23 protein-coding genes and 1 pseudogene are annotated in these 24,104 nt (G+C 69.5%); 16 read left to right on the top strand and 8 right to left on the bottom strand.

What is annotated here, in order from left to right; genetic code table 11:
- Window positions 1-87: 87 nt before the first annotated feature.
- The 8 genes from CGR01S_RS15500 (at window position 88) to CGR01S_RS15465 (ending at window position 9,839) form a co-directional block, all read left to right on the top strand.
- Entirely contained in the window at window positions 88-1,248 is a 1,161-nt protein-coding gene (locus tag CGR01S_RS15500; protein WP_042429391.1) for an ABC transporter substrate-binding protein, read from the top strand.
- Between the two features lie 167 nt (window positions 1,249-1,415).
- Window positions 1,416-3,350, top strand: a complete 1,935-nt coding sequence (locus CGR01S_RS15495; RefSeq protein ID WP_042429387.1) for an AMP-dependent synthetase/ligase — start codon at window positions 1,416-1,418, stop codon at window positions 3,348-3,350.
- An 18-nt stretch (window positions 3,351-3,368) separates the two neighbouring features.
- The gene (locus CGR01S_RS15490; protein ID WP_042429384.1) at window positions 3,369-4,154 is read left to right on the top strand and encodes an ABC transporter ATP-binding protein; all 786 of its coding nucleotides are present in this window, start codon (window positions 3,369-3,371) and stop codon (window positions 4,152-4,154) included.
- 11 nt (window positions 4,155-4,165) lie between these two features.
- Complete coding sequence (locus CGR01S_RS15485) at window positions 4,166-5,095, top strand: branched-chain amino acid ABC transporter permease (RefSeq protein ID WP_042429381.1); 930 nt, start codon at window positions 4,166-4,168, stop codon at window positions 5,093-5,095.
- Between the two features lie 15 nt (window positions 5,096-5,110).
- Complete coding sequence (locus tag CGR01S_RS15480) at window positions 5,111-6,187, top strand: branched-chain amino acid ABC transporter permease (RefSeq protein WP_042429377.1); 1,077 nt, start codon at window positions 5,111-5,113, stop codon at window positions 6,185-6,187.
- 59 nt (window positions 6,188-6,246) lie between these two features.
- The gene (locus tag CGR01S_RS15475) at window positions 6,247-7,575 is read left to right on the top strand and encodes an ABC transporter substrate-binding protein (RefSeq protein ID WP_042429374.1); all 1,329 of its coding nucleotides are present in this window, start codon (window positions 6,247-6,249) and stop codon (window positions 7,573-7,575) included.
- Window positions 7,576-7,690: 115 nt separating this feature from the next.
- Window positions 7,691-8,500: an ABC transporter ATP-binding protein gene (locus tag CGR01S_RS15470; protein WP_042429371.1), complete on the top strand. Its 810-nt coding sequence runs from the start codon at window positions 7,691-7,693 to the stop codon at window positions 8,498-8,500.
- A 91-nt stretch (window positions 8,501-8,591) separates the two neighbouring features.
- Window positions 8,592-9,839, top strand: a complete 1,248-nt coding sequence (locus CGR01S_RS15465) for a phenylacetate--CoA ligase family protein (RefSeq protein ID WP_042429368.1) — start codon at window positions 8,592-8,594, stop codon at window positions 9,837-9,839.
- Between the two features lie 226 nt (window positions 9,840-10,065).
- Here the strand turns inward: CGR01S_RS15465 and CGR01S_RS15460 are convergent, their stop codons facing one another.
- Genes CGR01S_RS15460 through CGR01S_RS15450 form a run of 3 tightly spaced genes read right to left on the bottom strand, consistent with a single transcriptional unit; the run spans window position 10,066 to window position 12,620 of the window.
- Window positions 10,066-10,380, bottom strand: coding sequence for a DUF1840 domain-containing protein (locus CGR01S_RS15460; RefSeq protein WP_042429365.1), 315 nt, complete (start codon window positions 10,378-10,380; stop codon window positions 10,066-10,068).
- Window positions 10,341-11,639, bottom strand: a complete 1,299-nt coding sequence (locus CGR01S_RS15455) for a class I SAM-dependent methyltransferase (RefSeq protein WP_042429362.1) — start codon at window positions 11,637-11,639, stop codon at window positions 10,341-10,343. Before CGR01S_RS15455 ends, CGR01S_RS15460 begins: the two co-directional genes overlap by 40 nt.
- A gap of 33 nt (window positions 11,640-11,672) precedes the next feature.
- Complete coding sequence (locus CGR01S_RS15450) at window positions 11,673-12,620, bottom strand: EamA family transporter (protein WP_042429359.1); 948 nt, start codon at window positions 12,618-12,620, stop codon at window positions 11,673-11,675.
- A gap of 70 nt (window positions 12,621-12,690) precedes the next feature.
- Between CGR01S_RS15450 and CGR01S_RS15445 the strand changes: the two genes are divergently transcribed.
- The 4 genes from CGR01S_RS15445 to CGR01S_RS16790 all read left to right on the top strand — a co-directional run bounded on the left by CGR01S_RS15445 (window position 12,691) and on the right by CGR01S_RS16790 (window position 15,272).
- Window positions 12,691-13,170 (top strand): Lrp/AsnC family transcriptional regulator, encoded by a 480-nt coding sequence (locus CGR01S_RS15445; RefSeq protein WP_084690748.1) that lies wholly within the window; start codon window positions 12,691-12,693, stop codon window positions 13,168-13,170.
- A 16-nt stretch (window positions 13,171-13,186) separates the two neighbouring features.
- Entirely contained in the window at window positions 13,187-13,558 is a 372-nt protein-coding gene (arsC, locus tag CGR01S_RS15440) for an arsenate reductase (glutaredoxin) (RefSeq protein WP_042429356.1), read from the top strand.
- 19 nt (window positions 13,559-13,577) lie between these two features.
- Entirely contained in the window at window positions 13,578-14,792 is a 1,215-nt protein-coding gene (locus CGR01S_RS15435; protein WP_042429354.1) for an MFS transporter, read from the top strand.
- Between the two features lie 147 nt (window positions 14,793-14,939).
- Window positions 14,940-15,272, top strand: coding sequence for a polyhydroxyalkanoic acid system family protein (locus CGR01S_RS16790; protein WP_042429351.1), 333 nt, complete (start codon window positions 14,940-14,942; stop codon window positions 15,270-15,272).
- 94 nt (window positions 15,273-15,366) lie between these two features.
- Here CGR01S_RS16790 and CGR01S_RS16875 read toward each other — a convergent pair whose 3' ends face one another.
- Window positions 15,367-15,537, bottom strand: coding sequence for a hypothetical protein (locus tag CGR01S_RS16875; RefSeq protein ID WP_169742463.1), 171 nt, complete (start codon window positions 15,535-15,537; stop codon window positions 15,367-15,369).
- A gap of 73 nt (window positions 15,538-15,610) precedes the next feature.
- Window positions 15,611-15,865: an acyl-CoA-binding protein gene (locus CGR01S_RS15425; protein WP_042429348.1), complete on the bottom strand. Its 255-nt coding sequence runs from the start codon at window positions 15,863-15,865 to the stop codon at window positions 15,611-15,613.
- Between the two features lie 143 nt (window positions 15,866-16,008).
- Here CGR01S_RS15425 and CGR01S_RS15420 point away from each other — a divergent pair, with 143 nt between their 5' ends.
- Window positions 16,009-17,592 carry a wax ester/triacylglycerol synthase family O-acyltransferase gene (locus tag CGR01S_RS15420; RefSeq protein WP_042429345.1) on the top strand — a complete coding sequence of 528 codons (1,584 nt, stop codon included), beginning with the start codon at window positions 16,009-16,011 and terminating at the stop codon, window positions 17,590-17,592.
- Window positions 17,574-18,158, top strand: coding sequence for a DUF922 domain-containing Zn-dependent protease (locus CGR01S_RS15415; protein WP_042429342.1), 585 nt, complete (start codon window positions 17,574-17,576; stop codon window positions 18,156-18,158). Before CGR01S_RS15420 ends, CGR01S_RS15415 begins: the two co-directional genes overlap by 19 nt.
- 59 nt (window positions 18,159-18,217) lie before the next feature.
- On the opposite strand, the gene CGR01S_RS15410 is transcribed toward CGR01S_RS15415, so the two are convergent.
- Together CGR01S_RS15410 and CGR01S_RS15405 are read right to left on the bottom strand one after the other, a co-directional pair.
- On the bottom strand, window positions 18,218-19,318 hold the full coding sequence (locus tag CGR01S_RS15410; RefSeq protein ID WP_042429339.1) for a M14 family metallopeptidase: 1,101 nt from the start codon (window positions 19,316-19,318) through the stop codon (window positions 18,218-18,220).
- Window positions 19,315-20,526 (bottom strand): M20 aminoacylase family protein, encoded by a 1,212-nt coding sequence (locus CGR01S_RS15405; protein ID WP_042429336.1) that lies wholly within the window; start codon window positions 20,524-20,526, stop codon window positions 19,315-19,317. The genes CGR01S_RS15410 and CGR01S_RS15405 overlap by 4 nt, the downstream gene beginning before the upstream one ends.
- Window positions 20,527-20,639: 113 nt before the next feature.
- Here CGR01S_RS15405 and CGR01S_RS15400 point away from each other — a divergent pair, with 113 nt between their 5' ends.
- Window positions 20,640-22,715: a molybdopterin-containing oxidoreductase family protein gene (locus CGR01S_RS15400; RefSeq protein WP_042429333.1), complete on the top strand. Its 2,076-nt coding sequence runs from the start codon at window positions 20,640-20,642 to the stop codon at window positions 22,713-22,715.
- A 55-nt stretch (window positions 22,716-22,770) separates the two neighbouring features.
- Here CGR01S_RS15400 and CGR01S_RS15395 read toward each other — a convergent pair whose 3' ends face one another.
- A complete protein-coding gene (locus CGR01S_RS15395) occupies window positions 22,771-23,754 on the bottom strand; it encodes a fumarylacetoacetate hydrolase family protein (RefSeq protein ID WP_042429330.1) in 984 nt (327 codons plus the stop codon).
- 129 nt (window positions 23,755-23,883) lie between these two features.
- Here CGR01S_RS15395 and CGR01S_RS15390 point away from each other — a divergent pair.
- Window positions 23,884-24,104: pseudogene (locus tag CGR01S_RS15390) on the top strand (hypothetical protein); the annotation flags it as partial.

Raw genomic sequence — 24,104 nt, 5'->3', positions numbered from 1 at the left:
AAAATTTCCAATTCAGGCGACAAGATGGCAACCATACAGGAAGCGCCGCCCCTGTGCGTAGCGCCCCCTGTCCATTCGGAGACTGCGATGCACGAGCTTTCCCCCCCAGCCGCCCTGAGCCGCCGCCGCCTGCTGGCCGGCGCCGCGCTGGCCCTTCCCGCCCTGGCCGCGCCGCCGGCGGCACGCGCCCAGGAGGCGGCGCTGCGGCTGTGCCAGTCCACCGCCCTGACCGGCCCGCTGGGCGACCTGGGCTCGGCCATGCACCAGGGCGCCCAGGCGGCCTTTGCCGCCATCAACGCACGCGGCGGCATCCACGGGCGCCAGATCGAGCTGCAGACGCTGGACGACGGCTACGAGGTGCCGCGCGCGCTCGCCAACCTCGATACCTTTCTGGCCGAGAGCGACTGCTTTGCCCTGTTCAACTGCATGGGCACGCCCATGGTCGAGGCCATGCTGCCCAAGGTGAAGGACAGCGGCATCCCCTTCTTCGCCCCGTTCACGGGCGGGCAGCTCAGCCGCATTCCCGGCGCGCGCCAGGTGTTCAACATCCGCGCCAGCTACGCCGAGGAGGCGGCGAAATGCGTGCAGCACCTGGCGACGCTGGGCATGCAGCGCATCGCCGTGGTCTACCAGAACAACACCTTCGGCCAGGAGGTGTTCGAGGGCGCGCGCAAGGCCATGGAGCAGGCCGGGCTGCCCGCAGCGCGCACCGCCACGGTGGAGAACAACGCCGCCGACGCCGCCGCCGCGGCCCAGAAGATGGCCGACGCCAACGCCGAAGCCGTGCTCGTGGGGCTGGCGGGCAAGCCGGCGCTGGAGTTCATCAAGGCCTTCCGCCCGCTGCGCCCGGGGGTGACGCCGTATGCGCTCTCGGTGCTGGGCACCACGGCCAACGTCAAGGCCCTGGGCAGCCAGGCCAAGGGCCTGGTGGTCTCGCAGGTCATGCCCCTGCCGACCAACACCATCATCCCCGTGGTGCGCGACTTCCAGGCCGCCTGGAAGGCCGCCGGCCAGCAGGCCGAGCCCTCCCACCTGGCGCTGGAGGGCTACATCAACGCCCGCGTGTTCTCCGAGGCCCTGCAGCGCGCCGGCAAGAACCCCACGCGCGCCGCCTTCATCGACGCCACCTGGACACTGCGCAAGATGGACCTGGGGGGCTTCGAGATCAACGCCAGCGTGCCCGAGCGCAACGCCTCGCGCTTCGTCGAGCTCACGCTGGTGAACCGCGAGGGCCGCTTCGTGCGCTGAAAACGGCAGGCCCACGGGTTCCTCCTGTCAGTATTTACCCTGGAATTGTCATTGCAAAGACAAGAGGACGTCAAACTGACTCCTACCATGCCATGCAAGTCTCCACGGCGACACCCGGGCATGCTGTCCCGCGCCAGCCGCCTGCAGAAACCATCATAGGACCCGGAATGAAGACCACGTTCCCGCAACTGCTGCTCAAACACGCCGCCGAACGCCCGGCCGACGCGGCCATCCGTGAAAAAGAGTACGGCATCTGGCAAACCTGGAGCTGGAAGGATGCCGCCACCAGCGTGCAGCAACTGGCCTGCGGCCTGCTGGCCCTGGGCTTTCGCCGGGGGCAGAACCTGGCGCTGATCGGCGACAACCGCCCGCACCTGTACATGGGCATGGTGGCCGTGCAATGCGTGGGCGGCGTGCCCATTCCGCTCTACCAGGACGCCGTGGCCTCGGAGATGGCCTTCGTCATCGAGGACGCCGAGGTCCAGTTCTTCTTTGCCGAAAACCAGGAGCAGGTGGACAAGCTGCTGGAGGTGCGCGAGACCGTGCCCAGCATCGCCCACATCATCTACGACGACCCGCGCGGCCTGCGCAATTACGACCAGCCGGGCCTCATCAGCACGGCGCAGCTCATGGCCCTGGGCGCCGAATGGGCGGCCAAGCACCCGGATGCGCTGTCCAAGGAGATGGCGCAGATCCGCCCCGACGACATCTCGGTGATCCTCTACACCTCGGGCACCACGGGCAAGCCCAAGGGCGTGTGCCTCACGCACTCGGCCTTCATCGCCTCGGCCCAGGGCGGGGTGGAAGTCGATCGCCTGGGCCCCAGCGACAACATCATCTCCTACCTGCCGCCGGCCTGGGTGGGCGACCACCTGTTCTCCGTCGCGCAGTGGCTGGTGGCGGGCTTCACCATCAACTGCCCCGAGTCGGCCAGCACGGTGTCCATCGACCTGCGCGAGATCGGCCCGACCTACTACTTCGCGCCGCCGCGCGTGTTCGAGGGCATGCTCACCTCCGTCTCCATCCGCATGGAAGACGCCGCCCCCTTCAAGCGCTGGCTCTATGCCAAGGCCATGGCGCATGCGCGCCGCGTGGGTTCGAACATCCTCGACGGCAAGAGCGTGGGCGCCCTCGACCGCCTGCTGTACCAGTGGTACAGCCTGGTCATCTACGGCCCGCTGCGCAACGTGCTGGGTCTGTCGCGCATCCGCGTGGCCTATACCGCGGGTGCGGCCATCGGGCCGGACCTGTTCCGCTTCTACCGCTCCATCGGCATCAACCTCAAGCAGCTCTACGGCCAGACCGAGACCTGCGCCTACGTCTGCCTGCAGCGCGACGGCCAGGTGGACTTGAACAGCGTGGGCCATCCGGCGCCGGGCATCGAGCTCAAGATCGCCGACAGCGGCGAGGTGCTGGTCAAGGGCGTGTCCGTGCTCAAGGAGTACTACAAGCGCCCCGACGCGACGGCCGAGGTCATCGACGCGCAGGGCTACTTCCACACCGGCGATGCCGGCCTGATCGACGCCAGCGGCCAGCTGCGCATCATCGACCGCGCCAAGGACGTGGGCAAGCTCAAGGGCGGCGCCATGTTCGCGCCCAACTACATCGAGAACAAGCTCAAGTTCTTCCCGCAGGTCAAGGAGGCCGTGTGCTTCGGCCACGACCGTGACCAGGTGTGCGCCTTCATCAACATCGACTTCGAGGCCGTGGGCAACTGGGCCGAGCGCCAGGGCCTGCCCTACGGCGGCTACGTGGACCTGGCCTCCAAGCCGCAGGTGCTGCAGCTCATTGCCGACTGCGTGGGCCAGGTCAACGCCGACCTCGCCGGCGAGCCCGGCATGGCCGACACGCAGGTGGCGCGCTTTCTCGTGCTGCACAAGGAGCTGGACCCCGACGACGACGAGCTCACGCGCACGCGCAAGGTGCGCCGCGGCTTCATCGCGCAGAAGTACGCCGTGCTCGTGGACGCGCTCTACGCCGGCCGCAAGGAGCAGTACATCGAAACCCAGGTCAAGTTCGAGGACGGCCGCACCGGCAGCGTGAGCGCCACGCTGCAAATCCTCGACGCCAAGATCCATGCGTCCGTGAAGGCCGCGGCCTGAGACACCGGAAAGCACCCCATGACTCAGAAAAAGATCGGCGACGTCATCCTCGACGTCAAGAACATCAGCCTGCGCTTTGGCGGCGTCAAGGCCTTGACGGACATCTCGTTCAACGTGCGCGAGCACGAGATCCGCTCCATCATCGGCCCCAACGGCGCCGGCAAGAGCTCCATGCTCAACTGCATCAACGGCGTCTACACGCCTTCCGAGGGCTCGATCACCTTCCGCGGCCAGACCTTCAGCCACATGAACAGCCGCCAGGTGGCGGAGATGGGCATTGCGCGCACCTTCCAGAACCTGGCCCTGTTCAAGGGCATGAGCGTGATCGACAACATCATGACCGGGCGCAACCTCAAGATCAAAAGCGGCCTGCTGATGCAGGCGCTGCGCTGGGGCCCGGCCGAGCGCGAGGAGATCGCGCACCGCGAGAAGGTCGAGCACATCATCGACTTCCTGGAGATCCAGGCGCACCGCAAGACCCCCGTGGGCCAGTTGCCCTACGGCCTGCAAAAGCGCGTGGACCTGGGCCGTGCCCTGGCCATGGAGCCGCAGGTGCTGCTGCTCGACGAGCCCATGGCCGGCATGAACGTGGAGGAGAAGCAGGACATGTGCCGCTTCATCCTGGACGTGAACGACGAATTCGGCACCACCATCGTGCTCATCGAGCACGACATGGGCGTGGTCATGGACATCTCCGACCGCGTCGTGGTGCTGGACTACGGCAAGAAGATCGGCGACGGCGCGCCCGACGAGGTGCGCAACAACGAAGACGTGATCCGTGCCTACCTGGGCACCAGCCACTGAAAGACACGCACATGGCATTCTTTCTCGAAACCCTGATCGGCGGCCTGATGGCCGGCATGCTTTACGCGCTGGTGGCACTCGGCTTCGTGCTGATCTTCAAGGCCTCGGGCGTGTTCAACTTCGCGCAAGGCGCCATGGTGCTGTTCGCGGCCCTGGCCATGGCGCGCTTTGCCGAGTGGATTCCGCAGTGGACCGGCATGGACAACATGGTCGTGGCCAACATCGCCGCCTTCCTGATCGCCGGGGTGTGCATGTTCGCCGTGGCCTGGTTCATCGAGCGGCTGGTGCTGCGCCACCTGGTGAACCAGGAAGGCGCCACGCTGCTCATGGCCACGCTGGGCATCACCTACTTCCTGGAGGGCCTGGGCCAGACCTTCTTCGGCAGCGACATCTACAAGATCGACGTGGGCATGCCCAAGGACCCGGTGTTCCTGCTCGAATCCATGTTCGAGGGCGGCGTGCTGGTGAACAAGGAGGACGTGATCGCCGCCGGCATCGCCGCCGCGCTGGTGCTGCTGCTGAGCATCTTCTTCCAGAAGACCAAGACCGGCCGCGCCCTGCGCGCCGTGGCCGACGACCACCAGGCGGCCCAGTCCATCGGCATCCCGCTCAACCGCATCTGGGTCATCGTCTGGTGCGTGGCCGGCGTCGTGGCCCTGGTGGCCGGGATGATCTGGGGCTCCAAGCTCGGCGTGCAGTTCTCGCTCACCACGGTGGCGCTGCGCGCGCTGCCGGTGGTGATCCTGGGCGGCCTGACCTCGGTGCCCGGCGCCATCATCGGCGGCCTGATCATCGGCGTGGGCGAGAAGCTCTCCGAGGTGTACCTCGGCCCCTTCGTGGGCGGCGGCATCGAGATCTGGTTCGCCTACGTGCTGGCCCTCGTGTTCCTGCTGTTCCGCCCGCAGGGCCTGTTTGGCGAAAAAATCATCGACCGCGTGTAAGAGAGGAATCCAACCATGTTCTACCGCGAAAACGGCCAGTTCAAGACGACGTACCAGGCCGACCAGCAGATCTTCCCCATCACCCAGGACCGCATCGCCGTCCTGCTGCTGCTGGCCGTGGCCTTCATCGCCGTGCCGCTGCTGGCCTCGGACTACTTCTACCGCGCCATCCTGATCCCGCTGGTCATCATGTCCATGGCCGCCCTGGGCGTGAACATCCTCGTGGGCTACTGCGGCCAGATCTCGCTCGGCTCGGGCGCCTTCATGGCCGTGGGGGCCTACGGGGCGTTCAACTTCTTCGTGCGCTTTCCCGGCATGCCGCTGGTGCCGGCGCTGATCCTGGGCGGGCTGTGCGCCACCTTCTTCGGCATCCTGTTCGGCCTGCCCAGCCTGCGCGTCAAGGGCCTGTACCTGGCCGTGGCCACGCTGGCGGCGCAGTTCTTCAGCGACTGGATGTTCCTGCGCATCAAGTGGTTCACCAACAACTCCGACTCCGGCTCGGTCTCGGTGAACAACCTGCAGGTCTTCGGCCTGCCCATCGACAGCGCCGTGAGCAAGTACCTGTTCTGCCTCACGCTGCTCGTCGTCGTGGCCCTGCTGGCCAAGAACCTGGTGCGCAGCGCCATCGGCCGCGAGTGGATGGCCATCCGCGACATGGACGTGGCCGCCGCCGTGATCGGCATCCGCCCCATGTACGCCAAGCTCTCGGCGTTTGCCGTGAGCTCCTTCATCGTCGGCATGGCCGGCGCGCTGTGGGCCTTCGTGCACCTGGGCTCGTGGGAGCCGGCGGCGTTCTCGGTGGAAGTGTCGTTCCGCCTGCTGTTCATGGTCATCATCGGCGGCATGGGCTCCATCATGGGCGCCTTCTTCGGCGCGGCCTTCATCGTGGTGCTGCCCATCTTCCTCAACCAGTTCCTGCCCGCACTGTTCGGCCTGTTCGGCGTGGAGATCTCCACCGCCGGCGTATCGCACGCCGAGCTGATGATCTTCGGCGCGCTCATCGTCTGGTTCCTCATCGTCGAGCCCCACGGCCTGGCCAAGCTCTGGTCCATCGGCAAGCAAAAGCTGCGCCTGTGGCCCTTCCCGCACTGAGCCTGCGCCTCCCCCTTTCCCCCCGCGCTTCGTCAACCAACCACCACAAGGAGACATCCATGAAGCTATCCAAAATCGTGCTGGCCGCCGCCGTACTGGCCGCCGGAGCCTCGACGCTGAGCACCAGCGCCCTGGCGCAGGCCAAGGAGCAGTTCTTCCCGCTGCTGTCCTACCGCACCGGCCCCTACGCGCCCAACGGCACCCCCTGGGCCAACGGCAAGCAGGACTACATCAAGATGATCAACGCCCGCGACGGCGGCATCAACGGCGTGAAGCTGACCTTCGAGGAGTGCGAGACGGGCTACGCCACGGACCGCGGCGTGGAATGCTACGAGCGCCTCAAGAGCCGCCCCGGCGTGACGCTGTTCGACCCGCAGGCCACCGGCATCACCTTCGCGCTGACCGAGAAGGCGCCCGTGGACAAGATCCCGCTGATGACCCTGGGCTACGGCCTGTCGGTGGCGCAGGACGGCATGGCCTTCAAGTGGAACTTCCCCTACATGGGCAGCTACTGGACGGGCGCCGACATCCTGATCCAGCACATCGGCAAGCAGGCCGGCGGCCTGGACAAGCTCAAGGGCAAGAAGATCGCGCTGGTCTACCACGACAGCCCGTTCGGCAAGGAGCCCATCCCGCTCTTGCAGGAACGCTCCAAGATGCACGGCTTCGAGCTGCAGATGCTGCCCGTGACGGCGCCCGGCGTGGAGCAGAAGGCCACCTGGCTGCAGGTGCGCCAGAGCCGCCCCGACTACGTGCTGCTGTGGGGCTGGGGCGTGATGAACTCCACCGCCCTCAAGGAAGCCCAGGCCACCGGCTACCCGCGCGACAAGATGTACGGCGTGTGGTGGGCCGGCGCCGAGCCCGACGTGCGCGACGTGGGCGACGGTGCCAAGGGCTACCACGCCCTGGCGCTCAACGGCCACGGCACGCAGTCCAAGGTCATCCAGGACATCCTCAAGCACGTGCACGACAAGGGCCAGGGCACGGGTCCCAAGGATGAAGTGGGCTCGGTGCTCTACACGCGCGGCGTGATCATCCAGATGCTGGCCGTCGAGGCCGTGCGCCGTGCGCAGGAGCGCTTCGGCAAGGGCAAGGTCATGACCGGCGAGCAGGTGCGCTGGGGCATGGAAAACCTCAACCTCGACCAGAAGCGGCTCGACGCGCTGGGCTTCAACGACGTGATGCGCCCCATCTCCACGAGCTGCGCCGACCACATGGGCTCGACCTGGGCGCGCGTGCACACCTGGGACGGCAAGAAGTGGAACTTCTCCTCGGACTGGTACCAGGCCGACGAGCAGATCTTGAAGCCCATGGTCAAGTCCGGTGCGGACAAGTACCTGGCCGACAAGAAGATGACGCGCCGCGACCCGGCCGACTGCAGTTCTTGATGGTTGGAGCCCCCTTGCGCAGACACGCAAGGGGGGCTGACGGCTGCATGCAGCAGCCGCCAGCCGCGAGGGTTGCCGTGCAGCCCTCCCGATTGGCAAAGGCGAAGGCAACACCATGGATTCGAAAAACATCGTTCTCAACGTCAACGGCATCGAGGTCATCTACAACCACGTGATCCTGGTGCTCAAGGGCGTGTCGCTGCAGGTGCCCGAGGGCGGCATCGTCGCCATCCTGGGCGGCAACGGTGCGGGCAAGACGACCACGCTGCGTGCCATCTCCAACCTGCTCAAGGGCGAGCGCGGCGAGGTCACCAAGGGCACGATCGAGCTGCGCGGCGAGCGCATCGAGAACCTCTCGCCCGCCGACCTGGTCAAGCGCGGCGTGGTGCAGGTCATGGAGGGGCGCCACTGCTTTGCCCACCTGACCATCGAGGAAAACCTGCTCACCGGCAGCTATACCCGCACCAGCAAGGGCGAGATCGCGGCCAACCTGGAGAAGGTCTACAACTACTTCCCGCGCCTGAAGACGCGGCGCACCAGCCAGGCGGCCTACACCTCGGGCGGCGAGCAGCAGATGTGCGCCATCGGCCGCGCCATCATGGCCAACCCCAGCATCGTGCTGCTCGACGAGCCCTCCATGGGCCTGGCGCCGCAGATCGTCGAGGAGGTGTTCAACATCGTGCAAGACCTCAACAAGAAGGAAAAAGTCACCTTCGTGCTGGCCGAGCAGAACACCAACATGGCGCTCAAATACTCCGACTACGGCTACATCATGGAAAGCGGCCGCATCGTCATGGACGGCGCGGCCGACTACCTGGCGAGCAACGAGGACGTCAAGGAGTTCTATCTGGGCGTCGGCGGCGGCGAGAGAAAGAGCTTCAAGGACGTCAAGAGCTACAAGCGGCGCAAGCGCTGGCTGGCCTGATCACTATTCTTTTGATAGCTGCTGGCGCTTACCCTGTCTGCGTCGGGGCCTTTTTCGACCCAAAAATCCCACACGCCAAGGAGACCCTGGCATGAGCAAGCACTACGACGCCCTGGAAACCCGCACCCCCGCAGAGCGCGAGGCCGCCCTGCTGGCCGCCCTGCCGCAGCAGATCGCCCACGCCCAGCAGGCCAGCACGGCCTTCGCCGACATCCTGGCGGGCGTGGATGCCCGCACCATCACCAGCCGCGCGGCGCTGGCCCGCCTGCCCGTCACGCGCAAGCACGAGCTGCTCGAGCGCCAGCAGGCCCGGCGCGCCAGCACGCCCTTCGGCGGCTTTGCCGCCACTGGCTTCGGCGCGCAGATGCCGCGCGTGTTCGCCAGCCCCGGCCCGATCTACGAGCCCGAGGGCACGCGGCGCGACTACTGGCGCATGGCGCGCGCCATCCACGCCGCAGGCTTTCGCGCGGGCGAGCTGATCCACAACTGCTTTTCCTACCACTTCGTGCCGGCGGGCTCCATGATGGAGACCGGCGCGCACGCGCTGGGCTGCACGGTGTTTCCCGGCGGCACGGGCCAGACGGAGCAGCAGGTGCAGGCCATGGCCGAGCTGCGCCCCGCGGGCTACATCGGCACGCCCAGCTTTCTCAAGATCATCGTGGAGAAAGCGGCAGAAATGGGCGTGCCCCTGCCCAGCGTGACCAAGGCCCTGCTCTCGGCCGAGGCCTTCCCGCCCTCGCTGCGCGACTGGTTCCTGGAGCGCGGCATCGCGGGCTACCAGTGCTACGCCACCGCCGACCTGGGCCTGATCGCCTACGAGACCGCGGCGCGCGAAGGCCTGGTGCTCGATGAGCATGTGATCGTCGAAATCGTGCGCCCCGGCACCGGCGACCCCGTGCCCGAGGGCGAGGTGGGCGAGCTCGTGGTCACCACGCTCAATACCGACTACCCGCTGATCCGCTTTGGCACCGGCGACCTCTCCGCCGTGCTGCCCGGCGCCTGCCCCACGGGCCGCACGGCCACGCGCATCAAGGGCTGGATGGGCCGGGCGGACCAGACCACCAAGGTGCGCGGCATGTTCGTGCACCCGGGCCAGGTCGCGGCCATCGTCAAGCGCTTTCCACAGGTGCAGCGCGCACGCCTGGTCGTCAGCGGCGCGATGGCCAATGACCAGATGGTGCTGCAGGTGGAAACCACCGAAACCTCGGGTGGCCTGGCCCTGCAGTTGCAGGACGCCGTGCGCGAGGTGACCAAGCTGCGCGGCGAGGTCCAGATGGTCGCCCCGGGCAGCCTGCCCAACGACGGCAAGGTCATCGAGGACGCGCGCAGTTACCAGTGACATCCCCCTGAGGCGCTGACGCGCCTTCCCCCTTCTCTCTCCGCGCTGCGCGCTACGGGAAGGGGGACGCCGCCAGTGGCCGGGCCAAGCCCGCTCCACGGCGTCTGCCGATCTGAAGCCCGCCAGCATCCCGTGCGATTGGACGGCGCACGGTGCTGAAATGCTCCTCTATTGATAGCTGCTTGCGCTTACCCAGCGGGCGACAGAAGGCGTTTTGAACAAAAAATCACCAGGTCACTTCGCGCTCGGCGGCGGCGCTGCGGCGCAGCATGTCGAGCAGGGGCGCCGCGCGCTGGCGCAGGTGCACGGGCTCGGGGCGTTCGAGCACGCCTTCGCCCTCACTCTCCTGCTCAGCCTGGGCCAGGGCACGCTCTTCGGCGGCAATGGCGGCCTCGATGGCGGCAATGGCGGCCGGGATCTGCTCCACGGTGACGATGCCGCTCGCGCCCGGCTCCTTGCCCATGATCTGCACGAGCTGGCGGCCGTTGGGTTCGAGCATGATCACGTCGGCCGTGGCACGGGACTTGAATTTGTAGAGCATGGCGCCTCCTGGGAATACATGTAGTCGCGGGTGAAAGGATAGTCCGATTGTGCGCCCCGCTGCGCCGCGCCGTCGGGCCGCGACGCGAGGATCTGGTGCAGCGCCAGCCAGCCGCGCTCGAAACCCAGCGCACTGCCCGCCAGGTACAGGCGGTAGGCGCGCAGCGCCTTGCCGGCCTGCTCGGGGCCGGACTGCTCCGCAAGGATCGCGTGCGCCCGCGGCAGCACGGCCTCCAGCGCGTCGGACCAGGCCCACAGCGTGCGCGCGTAGTGGGGGCGCAGGTTCTCGGTGTCCACCATCTCCAGGCCCGCGCGTGCCAGCGCATGCAGCGCCGCGCTCACATGCAGCAGCTCGCCGCCGGGGAAGATGTACTCCTCGATGAACTCGCCCATCCCCGCTCCGAGCTCGGTGTTGTCCACGCCCGCGGCGGTGATGCCGTGGTTCAGCAGCAGGCCGCCGGGCCGCAGCAGGCCGCGCAGGGTCTCGAAGTAGCGCCCCATGTGCGCACGCCCCACGTGCTCGAACATGCCGACCGAGGCGATGCGGTCGAACGGCTGCGGCTCCTGCAGCGTGCGGTAGTCGCACAGCAGCATGCGCACGCGCCCCTGCAGGCCGAGCTCGGCGATCCGGCCTTGCACATGCGCGTGCTGGTTGCGCGACAGGGTGATGCCCGTGGCCTGCACCCCATAGTGCTGGGCCGCCCACAGCAGCAGACCGCCCCAGCCTGCGCCCACATCGAGCAGGCGGTCGCCGGGAGCCAGGCGCAGCTTACGGCAGATGTGGTCGAGCTTGGCCTGCTGCGCCTGCGCCAGCGTCAGGCCGGGCGTGCGGAAGTAGGCGCACGAGTACACGCGCAGCGGGTCCAGCCACAGGGCGAAGAATGCGTCCGACAGGTCGTAGTGGAACTGCACGTGGCGCGCATCGCGCACCACCGTGTGCACCAGCAGCGAGCGCGCGCGCGCCAGGGCGCGCGTCCACCAGCCGGTATGGTCCTGCGCCGGGTCGTGCGCCAGCAGCCCGGCGGCGGCGGCCATGAGGGCGCGCATGCTGCCCTCCATGTGCACATGGCCCTCGACGATGGCCGCACCCACATCGCCCACACGCCCGCCCGCCAGGGCCAGCAGGGCCCGGCGGTCCGCCAGACGCAGGCACACGTCGGGGTCGGCAGGCCCGAGCCGCCGACCGCCCGGCACCTCCAGCGCCAGGCGTACCGGCAGATCGGCCAACCGCTCATGCAGGGAGTGCAGCAGGCTTTCCATGGCGGAGCATTTTTGATCCGCCGCTGCGCCGCGTCAACACGCCTTGCCGAGGCGCAGCCCGGCCCGCGCCCGCAGCCACCAGGGCGCCAGCGCCCGCCCGTAGAGGATGAAGGCCAGCGCCGCAGCGATCAGCGGCAGCGCCGCGAACACCCAGCCGGTGAGGCGCTCGCCGCCCAGGGCCACGCCCACGAGCAGGGCCACGGCCGGGTTCACGAACGAGTAGCTGCCCGCCAGCGCCGCCGAGGCGTTCTGCAGCAGCCAGAGGTAGGTGTTGAGCGTCACCAGCGTGCCGAGCACCAGCAGGTAGGCCCAGGCGACCCAGGAGCGGGCACTCACTTGCGCCATGGCGCTTGCGGGCTCCAGGACCAGGGCGGCCACTAGGCCCAGCGCGCCGCCCGCCAGCCACTGCGCGGCCGAGGCCATGGCGGGCGCCGGCTGCGACAGGCGGCGCGAAGCGTAGGAGCCCAGGCTCCAGCACAGCGGCGCGGCAAAGGCGAGCAGCGCCCCGGGCACGGAGGCCGAGAAGTCGCCCTCCAGCGCGAGCAGCAGCGCGCCCACAACGCCCAGCGCCAGGCCGATCCAGCTTGTCAGCGGCACCGGCTCGCCGCCCCAGCGCGTCCACAGCGCCAGCCACATGGGCATGGTCGTGACCACCGTGGCCATGAGGCCCGAGCCTATGCCCAGCTTCTGCGCCAGGCCGGTGCAGTTCATGGCCAGGAAAACCATCAGCGCGCCCACCAGCGCGCTGTGGCGCCACTGGGCGGGCGTGGGCAGGGCCTGGCCCTGCCAGAGCGCGACGAGCAGCATCACGGCGCCGGCGCACAGGAAGCGGCTCGCGTTCATGAACAGCGGCGGCATGCTCTCGAGGGCGATGCCGATGGCGAAATACGTCGTCCCCCAGACCACGTAGACGACGAGCAGCGCCAGGGCCACGGCCAGTGCGCGGGGATTTCTGCTGTGCAAACGGAAAAATGTCGGCATACTCGTGAACGGACCGGAAAATCAACGGAATTCGGTTGTTATTCGGAATTTTTACTCACGAAGGTCAACAGTGCAAGCGAATTTTCAGATAGATGACGTTGACGCCAGAATAATTTCGGCGCTGAGCCTGGATGGCCGCCGTCCCTACGCCGAAGTCGGCGCCGAGGTGGGGCTGTCCACCGCCGCCGTGCACGAGCGCGTGAAAAAGCTCCTGGAGCGCGGCGTGATCCGGCGCTTTTCCATCAGCGCCGACCCCGAGCGCGTGGGCCTGAGCTTCACGGCCTTCGTCGCCATCCGCAACGACGGCGGCGCCCACTGCCGTGAGGTCGCCCCGCGCCTGCGCACCATGCCCGAGGTGGTGGAGCTGCACAGCGTGGCGGGCGAGTACGATTTCCTGGCCAAGATCCGCACCACCCATGCCCGGGCCCTGGAAGACCTGCTGTTCCAGATCAAGTCCATCCCCGGCGTGGCGCGCACCACCAGCACCGTGGTGCTGAGCACCGAGCTGGAAGACCGCCCGCTGGACCTGGGCGCCCTGCGCAACCCCTGACCCCGAGAACTGCCCCATGGACACCGTCACCATCTACCACAACCCCCAGTGCAGCACCTCGCGCAAGACGCTGGAGCTCCTGCGGGCGCAGGGCATCACGCCGCAGGTCATCGAGTACCTGCGCACGCCGCCCGAGCGCGCGCGCCTGGCCGCCCTGGTGGCCGCCAGCGGCCAGGGCGTGCGCGCCTTCGTGCGCAGCCAGCACCGCCTGTACGAGGAGCTGCAACTGGGCGCCCCCGGGGTGAGCGACGCGCAACTGCTCGACGCCCTGGCGGCGCACCCCGAGCTGCTGCAGCGGCCCATCGTCGTCACCGCGCAGGGCACGCGCGTGTGCCGCCCCGTGGAGCGCGTGCTCGAAATCCTGCCCGCGCCCGCCGCCCCCGCCTGAGCACCGGCCGCCACGCCCCATGAGCTCCGCCGCGCTGCGCTGGACCGTGCTGCGCCTGGGCACGGCGCAGACCCTGGCCTGGGCCTCGTCGTACTACCTGCCGGCCCTGCTCGCCGCCCCCATGGCCGAGGGCCTGGGCGTGCCGGTGGCCCTGGTGTTTGCCGGGTTCTCCGCGGCGCTGGTGGTGTCGGCCCTGTGCGCTCCGCTGGCCGGGCACGCCATCGACCGCCACGGCGGGCGCCCGGTGCTGCTGGGCAGCAATGCGCTGTTCGCCCTGGGCCTGGCCGCGCTGGCCGGGGCGCAGGGCCCCGCGGGCCTGTTCCTGGCCTGGGGCCTGATCGGCATGGCCATGGGCGCGGGGCTGTACGAGGCGGCCTTCGCCGCGTTGGTGCGCCTCTACGGCCAGGACGCCCGCGGCGCCATCACGGGCATCACGCTGATCGCTGGCTTTGCCAGCACCGTGGGCTGGCCGCTGACGGCCTGGATGCAGGCGCATTGGGGCTGGCGCGGCACCTGCCTGGGCTGGGCGGCGCTGCACCTGCTGCTGGGCCTGCCGCTCAACGCCTGGCTGCCGCGCGCGCCGGCGCACGGGCCTGCAGCGCCCTCCCGCCCCCAGGCGGCGGGCAGCACCGCAGCACCGGCCGCGCCCCCCCTGCCCGGATCGCCGCCCGCGCCGGCCACGGCGCGGCGCATGGCCTGGCTGCTGGCTTTCGTCTTTGCGGCCACCTGGTTCACCAGCACGGCCATGGCGGCGCACCTGCCGCGCCTGCTGCAGGCCAGCGGCATGGCGCTGCCGGTGGCGGTGGGCGTCGCGGCGCTGGTGGGCCCGGCGCAGGTGGTGGCGCGCCTGCTCGAATACGGCCTGCTGCGCCGCATGCACCCCTTGCAGTCGGCGCGCCTGGCGGCGCTGGCGCATCCCCTGGGCGCGCTGCTGCTGTGCGTCACGGGCGGCGGCGCCGGCCTGGTGTTCACCCTGCTGCACGGTGCGGGCAATGGCATTCTCACCATCGCCAAGGGCACGCTGCCCCTGGTGCTGTTCGGCGCACACGGCTATGGCCTGCGCCAGGGCCTGCTGATGGTGCCTGCGCGCGTGGCGCAGGCCGGCGCGCCGCTGCTGTTCGGCCTGCTGCTGGACCGCGCAGGCACGGCGGCCCTGGGTGCCACGGCGCTGCTGGGCCTGGCGTCGGCCGGCGCGCTGTGGGCCCTGCGGCCCGCGGCGCCTGCACCGGGCTGAGCGCCGCGGCGGCCGCAGGTGGCGGCGGGTTCTGCCCGCTGCGTTTTATGATGCGGCTCCAATCCCATACGGGCGGCATGGCCGCCCGGCGAGCAGCAGGCGCACCCCGGCGCACTGCGGCCCCCAGCCCCCTGCAGGAGACGCCCGATGTCCGTGATCCATATCCACCGCCACCACCACCTGGGCCTGGAGGAGGCGCGCCGCATCGCCTTCCTGTGGGCCGAGCAGGTCGAGGAAGAGTTCGACATGGAGTGCGCCTACGAGGAGGGCGATACGCAGGACACGGTGTATTTCAGCCGCTCCGGCGTCAAGGGCACGCTGCAGGTGCAGGGCGACCAGTTCGAGCTGCGCGCCGAGCTCGGTTTTCTCGTGGGGGCCTTCAAGGGCCGCATCGAGCAGGAGATCACGCAGCAGCTCGACACCCTGCTGCACCCGCCCGCGGCCAAGAAGCACAAGGGGCACGCGCACCGCAAGAAATGAGGCCCTGCAAAGCAGCAAGCCCTCGGCAAGAGGGCTTGTGCGGGTGCGGCCGCAGGGCCTGCAAGCGGGGGGGTGACGCGGCCCCCGGGGGCCTTCAGCCGCCCTTTTTCGTGCGCTTGCCGGGGTTCTTCTTGCTGCGCGTGTGCGAGCCGCGCTCCAGGCTCACGCGCTGGCCGCGGCCCGGCGTGGGCAGCGTGACGCCATTGGGCGTCTTGGGCTGGGGGGTGAACTTGCGGTCGGCTTCGGTAACGATCTTGTTGCCCATGGCTTGATCTCTATCGGTCAGGTTGAAAACCCTGTATTAGGCCACAGACCCACTGCGGCGCTGGCTGGCGGCTTTAGCTGAGCGAGCCGATCAGGTCGATGTACTGCTGCTTGGCGTCGTCCTGCGCCGTGCCCTTGAGGTTGTTCCAGGCGTCCCACTTGGCGCGCCCCACCATGTCGCCGAAGCCGGGCTTCTTCTCAGCGTTGTCACCGGCCGTGCCCTGCTTGTACAGCGCGTAGATCTTGAGCAGCGTGGCGTTGTCGGGGCGTTCGCTGAGGTTCTTGGATTGGGCCACGGCGGCTTCGAAGGCGGCGTTGAGGTCGGACATGCAAAGGCTCCTTGCGGGGGGTGGGGAAAGAACGGGGATGCCATCTGCTGGCAGCGTTGTATCTTACGGCCAGGCTTCGTTGAAAATCGCCGCCTGGCGTAGACGAGCACCTCCAATTCCAACCCTCCGATGGCCCCTTCTCCATGGTGACCCGCATTTCCTCCCGCACAAACCCGGCCCCGGGCCCGGCCGCCGCCCCCCTGCCACCCACCCAGCTCGCCATCGACGCGGCCCTGGCCGTGCAAAAGAACGTGCGCCGCGCCGCCACGGGCATGCTGGGCCTGTCGGGCGAGCGCATGAGCAAGGTGGATACCGCCTGGCTGCGCATGGACTCGCCGAGCAATCTCATGATGATCAACGGCGTGTGGACGGTCTCGCCCCGCATCACGCTGGATGCGCTGCGCGCGCGCATCCAGGAGCGCCTGCTGCAGTACCCGCGCTTTCGCCAGCGCGTGGTCGAGGACGCGGCCGGCGCCACCTGGGTCGAGGACCAGCGCTTTGACATCACCGCGCATGTGCAAAGCGCCAGCCTGCCGCGGCGCAAGGGGCACAGCCAGCAGGCGGCGCTGCAGAAGTTCGTGGGCGACCTCGCCAGCCAGCCACTGGACCCGCGGCACCCGCTGTGGCACTTCTACCTGATCGAGGACTTCGTCGGCGACGACGGCCAGCCCAGCAGCGCGCTGGTGGTGCGCCTGCACCACTGCATTGCCGACGGCATCGCGCTGATCTCGGTGACCATGTCCATCGTCGACGGCGGCACCGAGCCCCCGAAGCGCCGCAAGAAGCCCCGCGCCGGCGCCGAGGACTGGATCGCCGACACGCTCATCAAGCCCTTCACCGGCATGACCGTGAAGGCCCTGGACCTCGTGGGCGAGAGCGCGGCCAAGTCGCTGCACCTGCTGCTCGACCCGGAGAAAGCCGTGCAGCACGGCCTGGCGGGCTCGGTGGACGCCGCGCGCCTGGGCTACCAGCTCGTGAGCGACGCCGCGGCGCTCGCGCTCATGCCCGACGACTCGCCCACCGCGCTCAAGGGCGTGCCCGGCTCGGAAAAGCGCGTGGCCTGGTGCCCGCCGCTGCCGCTCGACGAGGTCAAGGCCATCGGCAAGGCGCTCAACTGCTCGGTCAACGACGTGCTGCTGTCCTGCGTGGCCGGCGCCATCGGCGGCTACCTGCGCAGCCAGGGCGAGGACACCGCAGGCAAGGAAATCCGCGCCATGATCCCGGTGAACCTGCGCCCCCTGGAGGAAGCCTGGAAGCTGGGCAACCACTTCGGCCTGGTGCCGCTGGTGCTGCCCATCGGCATGACCAACCCCATCGAGCGCGTGTACGAGGTGCGCACCCGCATGGCGGCGCTCAAGGGCAGCACGCAGCCGCTGCTGGCCTTCGGCCTGCTGGCCGTGGCGGGCCTGCTCATCAAGCCCGCGCAGGACGCGCTGCTGGGCCTGTTCAGCCGCAAGACCACGGCGGTGATGACCAACGTGCCCGGCCCGCGCGAGCCCATCTACCTGTGCGGCGCGCGCGTCACGCAGTGCATGTTCTGGGTGCCGCAGTCGGGCAACGTGGGGCTGGGCGTGTCCATCCTGAGCTACGGCGGCGGCGTGCAGTTCGGCGTCATCACCGACACCACGCTGTGCCCCGAGCCGCAGCGCATCATCGACGCCTTCGCGCCCGAGTTCGCGCAGCTCGCCACCCTCACGCTCATGCTGCCATGGGGCGAGGAGCCCTAGGCCGCAGCCCCCTGGCCCCGGCCCTGGCGCTGGCGCTGCTGGCCACGCCCGCGGCGCGGGCCGAGGTGCTGGAGGAGCACGCGCACGCCCCCTACCCCGTGCACGCGCGCGCCGACCAGACGCTGCGCGCCGCGCTCAACGCGGCCACGCCCATCACCGCGGACGGGCAGCGCTTTCACGGCTACACGCACTGGAGCGTGCGCTGGAACTTCTGGTGGCAGCAGGACGGCGCGGGCCGCTGCCGCATCACGCGCGTGGCCACGCGGCTGCACACGCGCATCCAGATGCCCGAGCTGCGCAGCGGCTCGGCCGCGCAGGAGGCGCAGTTCCAGCGCTACCACCGGGCGCTGCACCAGCACGAGCAGGGCCATGTGCAGTTCGGCCGCCAGGCCGCGCAGGCCATCGACCAGGGCATCGCCGCCCTGCCCGAGGCCCCCGACTGCCCCACACTGGAGCGCCAGGCCAACGCGCTGGGCCAGCGCCTGCTGGCCGAGCAGGTGGCCGCGGAAAAGGCCTACGACCGCCGCACCGGGCATGGTGCCACGCAAGGCGCACAGCTCGATTGATGCTATGGTTTAAATAGCTGCCAGCGCTTTACCCGCAAGCGCTGCAGCCCCAAAACACCTCAAGAATCCAGGCCCGCAACGGCCTGGAACAGCGCCTGGCGCGCCTGGGCGACGATCTGCCCCTTCCAGGCGTCGGTGTCGGTGTAGAAGGCCGCCTTCATGCGCGCCTTGATCTGCTCGGCCAGGGCAGCGTCGGCCTCGGGGTGCAGGTTGAGCCACTGCTCAGCGCGCAGGGATTCGAGCACCTCCATCACCGGCACGGTGCCGTATTCCATGGCGATGCCCGTGAATTCGGCCTGCGGGCATTCGTCGTAGATGGCGCTCCACATCAGGCCCGTGAGGAAGGCCGAGGTGGAGGAGCCGTCGTAGATGGAGGTGACGGGCGTACTGCCGCCGCCGTCCCACCAGCGGCGCGCACGCGCCACGGCGGCCGCGTCGTCGCGCCCGGCGTAGATGCGCTCGCCGTGGCCGTTGGGGCCCAGGCCGGTGTGCAGGTCGATCCAGGCGATGCGCTGCGCCGGCGCACCGTGCGCGCGCAGCACCGGGCGCAGCGTGCGGTGGCTCCAGGTGGGCTCGGTGCCGCCGAAGAACAGGCCCTGCGGGTACTCGTGCTGTCCACGCGTGATGGCGGCCTGCCACGCCGCCTCGCCATGCGCGGCGATGTACTGCTGCACGGCGGCCTGGTTCTCGGCCTCGGGGGGCCAGGCCGCGGGGATCAGCCAATGCGCGATGTCGCGGTAGGCCTCGTTGACGGGCAAGTTGCGGCCAAAGTCCTGGAAGTTGCGGTTCAGGTCCACGTTCTCGTGCGTGACGCGGCGCAGGTGCGAGAAGCCGTAGGGGTTGAGCGCATGCAGGTAGAGCACGGCCACGCCGTGCGCACGCGCCTGGTCGCGCCATTCCTGGTCGTGCAGCGCGAACACCTGCACGCCGCTGCCGCAGTAGCCTTCCACGCCGTGGCAGGCGCTGCTCACGATGAGCAGCTTGTCGGCATCGGGCGGGCCGTCGCGCGCCACGTCCAGGGCCAGGGTCTCGCCATCGCGCCCGCGCAAGGGGTGCACGTGCGATTCGATGGCCAGGCCGGCTGCGGCCGCGGCCTCCAGGAACTTGGTGCGCGCCTCCTGGTAGCTCGCGGAGAAGGCGTTGACAACGGTGGTGTTCATGCGGCGCTCCGGGGCTGGGCCAGCCAGTCGTGGGCCAGGCGCACCCAGTAGGTCGCGCCCAGGGGGATGAGGTCGTCGTTGAAGTCGTAGCTCGGGTTGTGCAGCGTGCACGGGCCCGCGCCGTGGCCGGCGGCGCGGTGGCCGCCTTCGCCGTTGGCGATGAAGCAGTACGCGCCGGGCTTGGCCTGCAGCATGTAGGCGAAGTCCTCGCCGCCCAGCGTGGGCTCCTGCACCAGCACCTTGTCGTCGCCCACGATGGAGCGCATGACGTCGCGCGCAAAGGCCGCCTCGGCGGCGCTGTTGATGGTGGCCGGGTAGTTGCGCACGAACTCGAACTCGCACGTGGCCTCGTGCGCCGCGCAGGTGTGCTCGGCCACCTGGCGCATGCGCCGCTCGATGAGGTCCAGCACCTCGGCCGTGAAGGTGCGCACCGTGCCCTGCAGCTCGCAGAAGTCGGGCACCACGTTGGTCGCTTCGCCCGCGTGGATCATGGTCACCGAGATCACGGCGGTGTCTATGGGTTTCTTGTTGCGGCTGATGATGGTCTGGAAGGCCTGCACCATCTGGCAGGCAATGGGCACCGGGTCCACCCCCATGTGCGGCAGCGCCGCGTGGCTGCCCTTGCCGCGCAGGGTGATCTTGAACTCGCTGGTCGAGGCCATGACCGGGCCGGGGCTCACGGCAAAGGTGCCCAGGGGCAGGCCGGGCCAGTTGTGCATGCCGAACACCGCCTCCATGGGGAAGCGCTCGAACAGGCCGTCGCGCATCATCTCGCGCGCGCCGCCGCCGCCTTCCTCGGCCGGCTGGAAGATCAGGTACACCGTGCCGTCGAAGTCGCGGTGCTGCGCCAGGTGCTGCGCCGCCGCCAGCAGCATGGCGGTGTGGCCGTCGTGGCCGCAGGCGTGCATCTTGCCGGCGTGCTTGCTGGCATGGGCGAAGGTGTTGAACTCCTGCATGGGCAGGGCGTCCATGTCGGCGCGCAGGCCCACACCGCGGCCGCAGGCGCCGCCGTCGCGCCCGTGCACGATGCCCACCACGCCGGTGGTGCCCATGCCGCGGTGGATGGGGATGCCCCACTCGGTGAGCTTGGCCGCCACGAGGTCGGCCGTGCGCTGCTCCTCGAAGCACAGCTCGGGGTGGGCATGGATGTCGCGCCGCAACTGGGCGATGGCGGCGGCCTGGGTGGCAATGGAATCAATGATTTTCATGGTGCATGTCTCCTGGCGTCTCCGGGGCCCGGGGCATGGCTGCGCCCGAAAGCCCGGGTGGCTGCACAGTCTATCCCCGTGCGCTACCGACAGCGGTTGCGGGGTTTATTACCATGGCAGACATGAGCGCTGCCACCCCCCTGCCCCTGTCCACCGTCGTGCGCGGCGCCTGCCCGCACGACTGCCCCGACACCTGCGCCCTGCTGACCACCGTGGAGAACGGCCGCGCCGTGCGCGTGCAGGGCAACCCCGACCACCCGCACACGGGCGGCGTGCTGTGCACCAAGGTCTCGCGCTACGCCGAGCGCACGCACCACCCCGAGCGCCTCCTCACGCCCATGAAGCGCAGCGGCCCCAAGGGCAGCGGCCAGTTCACGCCCGTCACCTGGGACGAGGCCCTGACCGACATCGCCGCGCGCCTGGGCGCGATCGCCGCGCGCGACCCCCAGGCCATCCTGCCCTACAGCTACGCCGGCACCATGGGCCTGGTGCAGGGCGAGAGCATGGACCGGCGCTTCTTCCACCGCCTGGGCGCCTCGCTCCTGCACCGCAGCATCTGCGCCACGGCCGGCGGCGAGGGCCTGGTGCACACGCTGGGCGGCAAGCTGGGCATGAAGGTGGAGTTCTTCGCCGAGGCCAAGCTCATCCTCATCTGGGGCAGCAACTCCATCGGCAGCAACCTGCATTTCTGGCGCCTGGCGCAGCAGGCCAAGCGCGACGGCGCCAAGCTGGTGTGCATCGACCCGCGCAAGAGCGAGACGGCCGAGAAATGCCACGCGCACCTCCAGCTCCTGCCCGGCACCGATACCGCGCTGGCGTTTGCGCTCATGCACGAGCTCATCGTGCACGGCTGGCTGGACCACGACTACCTCGCGCGCCACACCCTGGGCTGGGAGCGGCTGCGCGAACGCGCCCTGCAGTGGCCGCCGGAACGCGCCGCGCAGGTCTGCGGCGTGCCGGTGGAGCAGATCCGCCAGCTCGCGCGCGACTACGGCAGCACGCAACCCGCCGCCATCCGCCTGAACTACGGCGTGCAGCGCGCCCATGGCGGGGCCAACGCGGTGCGCGCCATCGCCAGCCTGCCCGCGCTCACGGGCGCCTGGCGCCACCGCGCGGGCGGCGTGCTGCTGTCGAGCTCCGGGGCCTTCCCCGTGGACCGCGCGGCCCTGCAGCGCCCCGACCTGCTGGCCGGCCGCAGCCCGCGCACCATCAACATGGTGACCATCGGCGACGACCTGCTGCGCGCGGCCTCGCCCGCCTTCGGCCCGAAGATCGAGGCCCTGGTGGTCTACAACAGCAACCCCGTGGCCGTGGCCCCGGACTCGGGCCAGGTGGTGCAGGGCTTTGCGCGCGAGGACCTGTTCACCGTGGTGCTGGAGCATTTCCAGACCGACACCGCCGACTACGCCGACTACCTCCTGCCCGCCACCACCCAGCTCGAACACTGGGACGTGCACCTGGCCTACGGCCACACCGACGTGCTGCTCAACCGCCCCGCCCTGACGCCCCAGGGCCAGGCGCGCAGCAATGCGCAGATCTTCCGCGACCTGGCCGCGCACATGGGCTTTGCCGAGCCCTGCTTTCAGGAGAGCGACGAACAGCTGTGCCGCCAGGCCTATGGCAGCGCCGTGGACTTCGGCCTGCTGCTGGAACAGGGCTTTGCCCCGCTGGGTGGGCCGGACGCGCCGTTTGCCGAAGGCGGCTTTCCCACACCCTCAGGGAAGTGCGAGTTCTTCAGCCAGCGCCTGGCCGACCAGGGCCTGGACGGCCTGCCCGACTACCTGCCCAACCATGAGGCGGCGGGCACATCAAAGCAGTACCCGCTGGCCATGATCTCGCCGCCGGCGCGCAACTTCCTCAACTCCACCTTCGTCAACCTGCAAAGCCTGCGCGCCATCGAGGGCCGGCCGCTGCTGGAGATCCACCCGCAGGACGCCGCCGCACGCGGCATCCAGGACGGCAGCGTGGTGCGCGTGTTCAACGGGCGCGGCAGCTACCACTGCCACGCCCAGGTGTGCGAGCGCGCGCGCCCCGGCGTGGTCAACGGCCTGGGCGTGTGGTGGCGCAAGCTGGGGCTGGACGGCACGAACGTGAACCAGCTCACCAGCCAGGCGCTGACCGACCTGGGCGCGGGGCCGACCTTCTACGACTGCGCGGTGCAGGTCGAGGCGGCCGCCGGTTACTCATGAAACCATAGCTACTCGCGCTGATCTGGCAAGGCCTGGAGGCCAATTTTCCTTCAAATCAGCCCGGGGGCACCACGCTCTGGTCAATGGCCCCGAACAGGCTTTGCCCGTCCTTGCCCTTCATCTCGATGCGGATGGTGTCGCCGTAGCGCATATAGGGCGTGCGCGGCGCGCCGTCCTGCAGGGTCTCCAGGCAGCGCTTTTCCGCAATGCAGGAGTAGCCCTTGGCCGCGTCCTGGTTGCTCACCGTGCCGCTGCCCACGATGGAGCCCGCGCGCACATTGCGCGTGCGGGCAATGTGGGCGATGAGCTGGCCGAAGTGAAACGCCATCTCCGGCCCGGTCTCGCACATGCCCACGCGGCGCCCGTTCCAGGTCGATTGCAGCGTCAGGTGCACGCGCCCGCCCTTCCAGGCCTCGCCCAGCTCGTCGGGCGTGATGGCCACCGGGCTGAAGGCCGTGGCGGGCTTGGACTGGAAAAAACCGAAGCCGCGGGCCAGCTCGGCGGGAACGAGGTTGCGCAGCGACCAGTCGTTGGCCAGCATCACCAGGCGCACGCCTTCGAGCGCCTGCTCGGGCGAGGCGCCCAGACGCACGTCGCCGGTGACCACCGCGATCTCGGCCTCGAAATCGATACCCATGGCCTCGCTGGGCACGGGCACGTCGTCGCAGGGGCCCAGAAAGTCGTCGCTGGCGCCCTGGTACATCAGCGGCTCGGTGGCAAAACCCGGCGGCAGCTCGGCGCCACGCGCCTGGCGCACCAGCTCCACGTGGCGCGGGTAGGCCGAGCCATCGGCCCACTGGTAGGCGCGCGGCAACGGCGCCATGCACTGGCGCGCATCGAAGGGGAAGGCGTGGCGCGCCCGCCCGGCGTTGAGGCTGTCGTACAGGTCCTGCAACTGCGGCGCGAGGTAGTTCCAGTCGTCCAGCACCTGCTGCAGGCGCTGGGCGATGCCGGTGGCGTAGTGCGCGTGCGACAGGTCGCGCGCGACGACCACGAGCTGCCCGTCGCGCGAGCCGTCCTTGTAGGTGGCGAGTTTCATGGCGTGCCCTGCGGGGGAATGCGGGCGCGGCACCCGGCGCCCGGCGGCGGTGGCATGCCCGTCATGCCACGAGAGGCGCGATTCTAGTACCCTTGGGCCTGTGCCCGCGCGCCCCCGCCCCGCCCCCCGATGATCCCGCTCCGCCCCCTGTTCGCCATCAGCGCTGCCGTGCTGGCCGCGCACGCCCTGGTCCTGGGCTGGGTGGCCCTGCCGCTGGCGCACACCCAGGCGGCCACGCCGCTGGTCTTTCACACCCGCAGCCTGGCCCTGCCCGCGGCGCCCGCGCCCGAGGCGGCGCCGCCAGCTCCTCCCCCGCCAGCCGCGCCGGCGCCCCGGCGCGCGCCGCGCCC

Origin of the sequence: Comamonas granuli NBRC 101663, from assembly GCF_000739995.1 — a bacterium.
Classification (GTDB): domain Bacteria; phylum Pseudomonadota; class Gammaproteobacteria; order Burkholderiales; family Burkholderiaceae_C; genus Simplicispira; species Simplicispira granuli.
The sequence above is the reverse complement of the archived record's forward strand: the minus strand, read 5'-3'. Positions and strand labels throughout refer to the sequence as shown.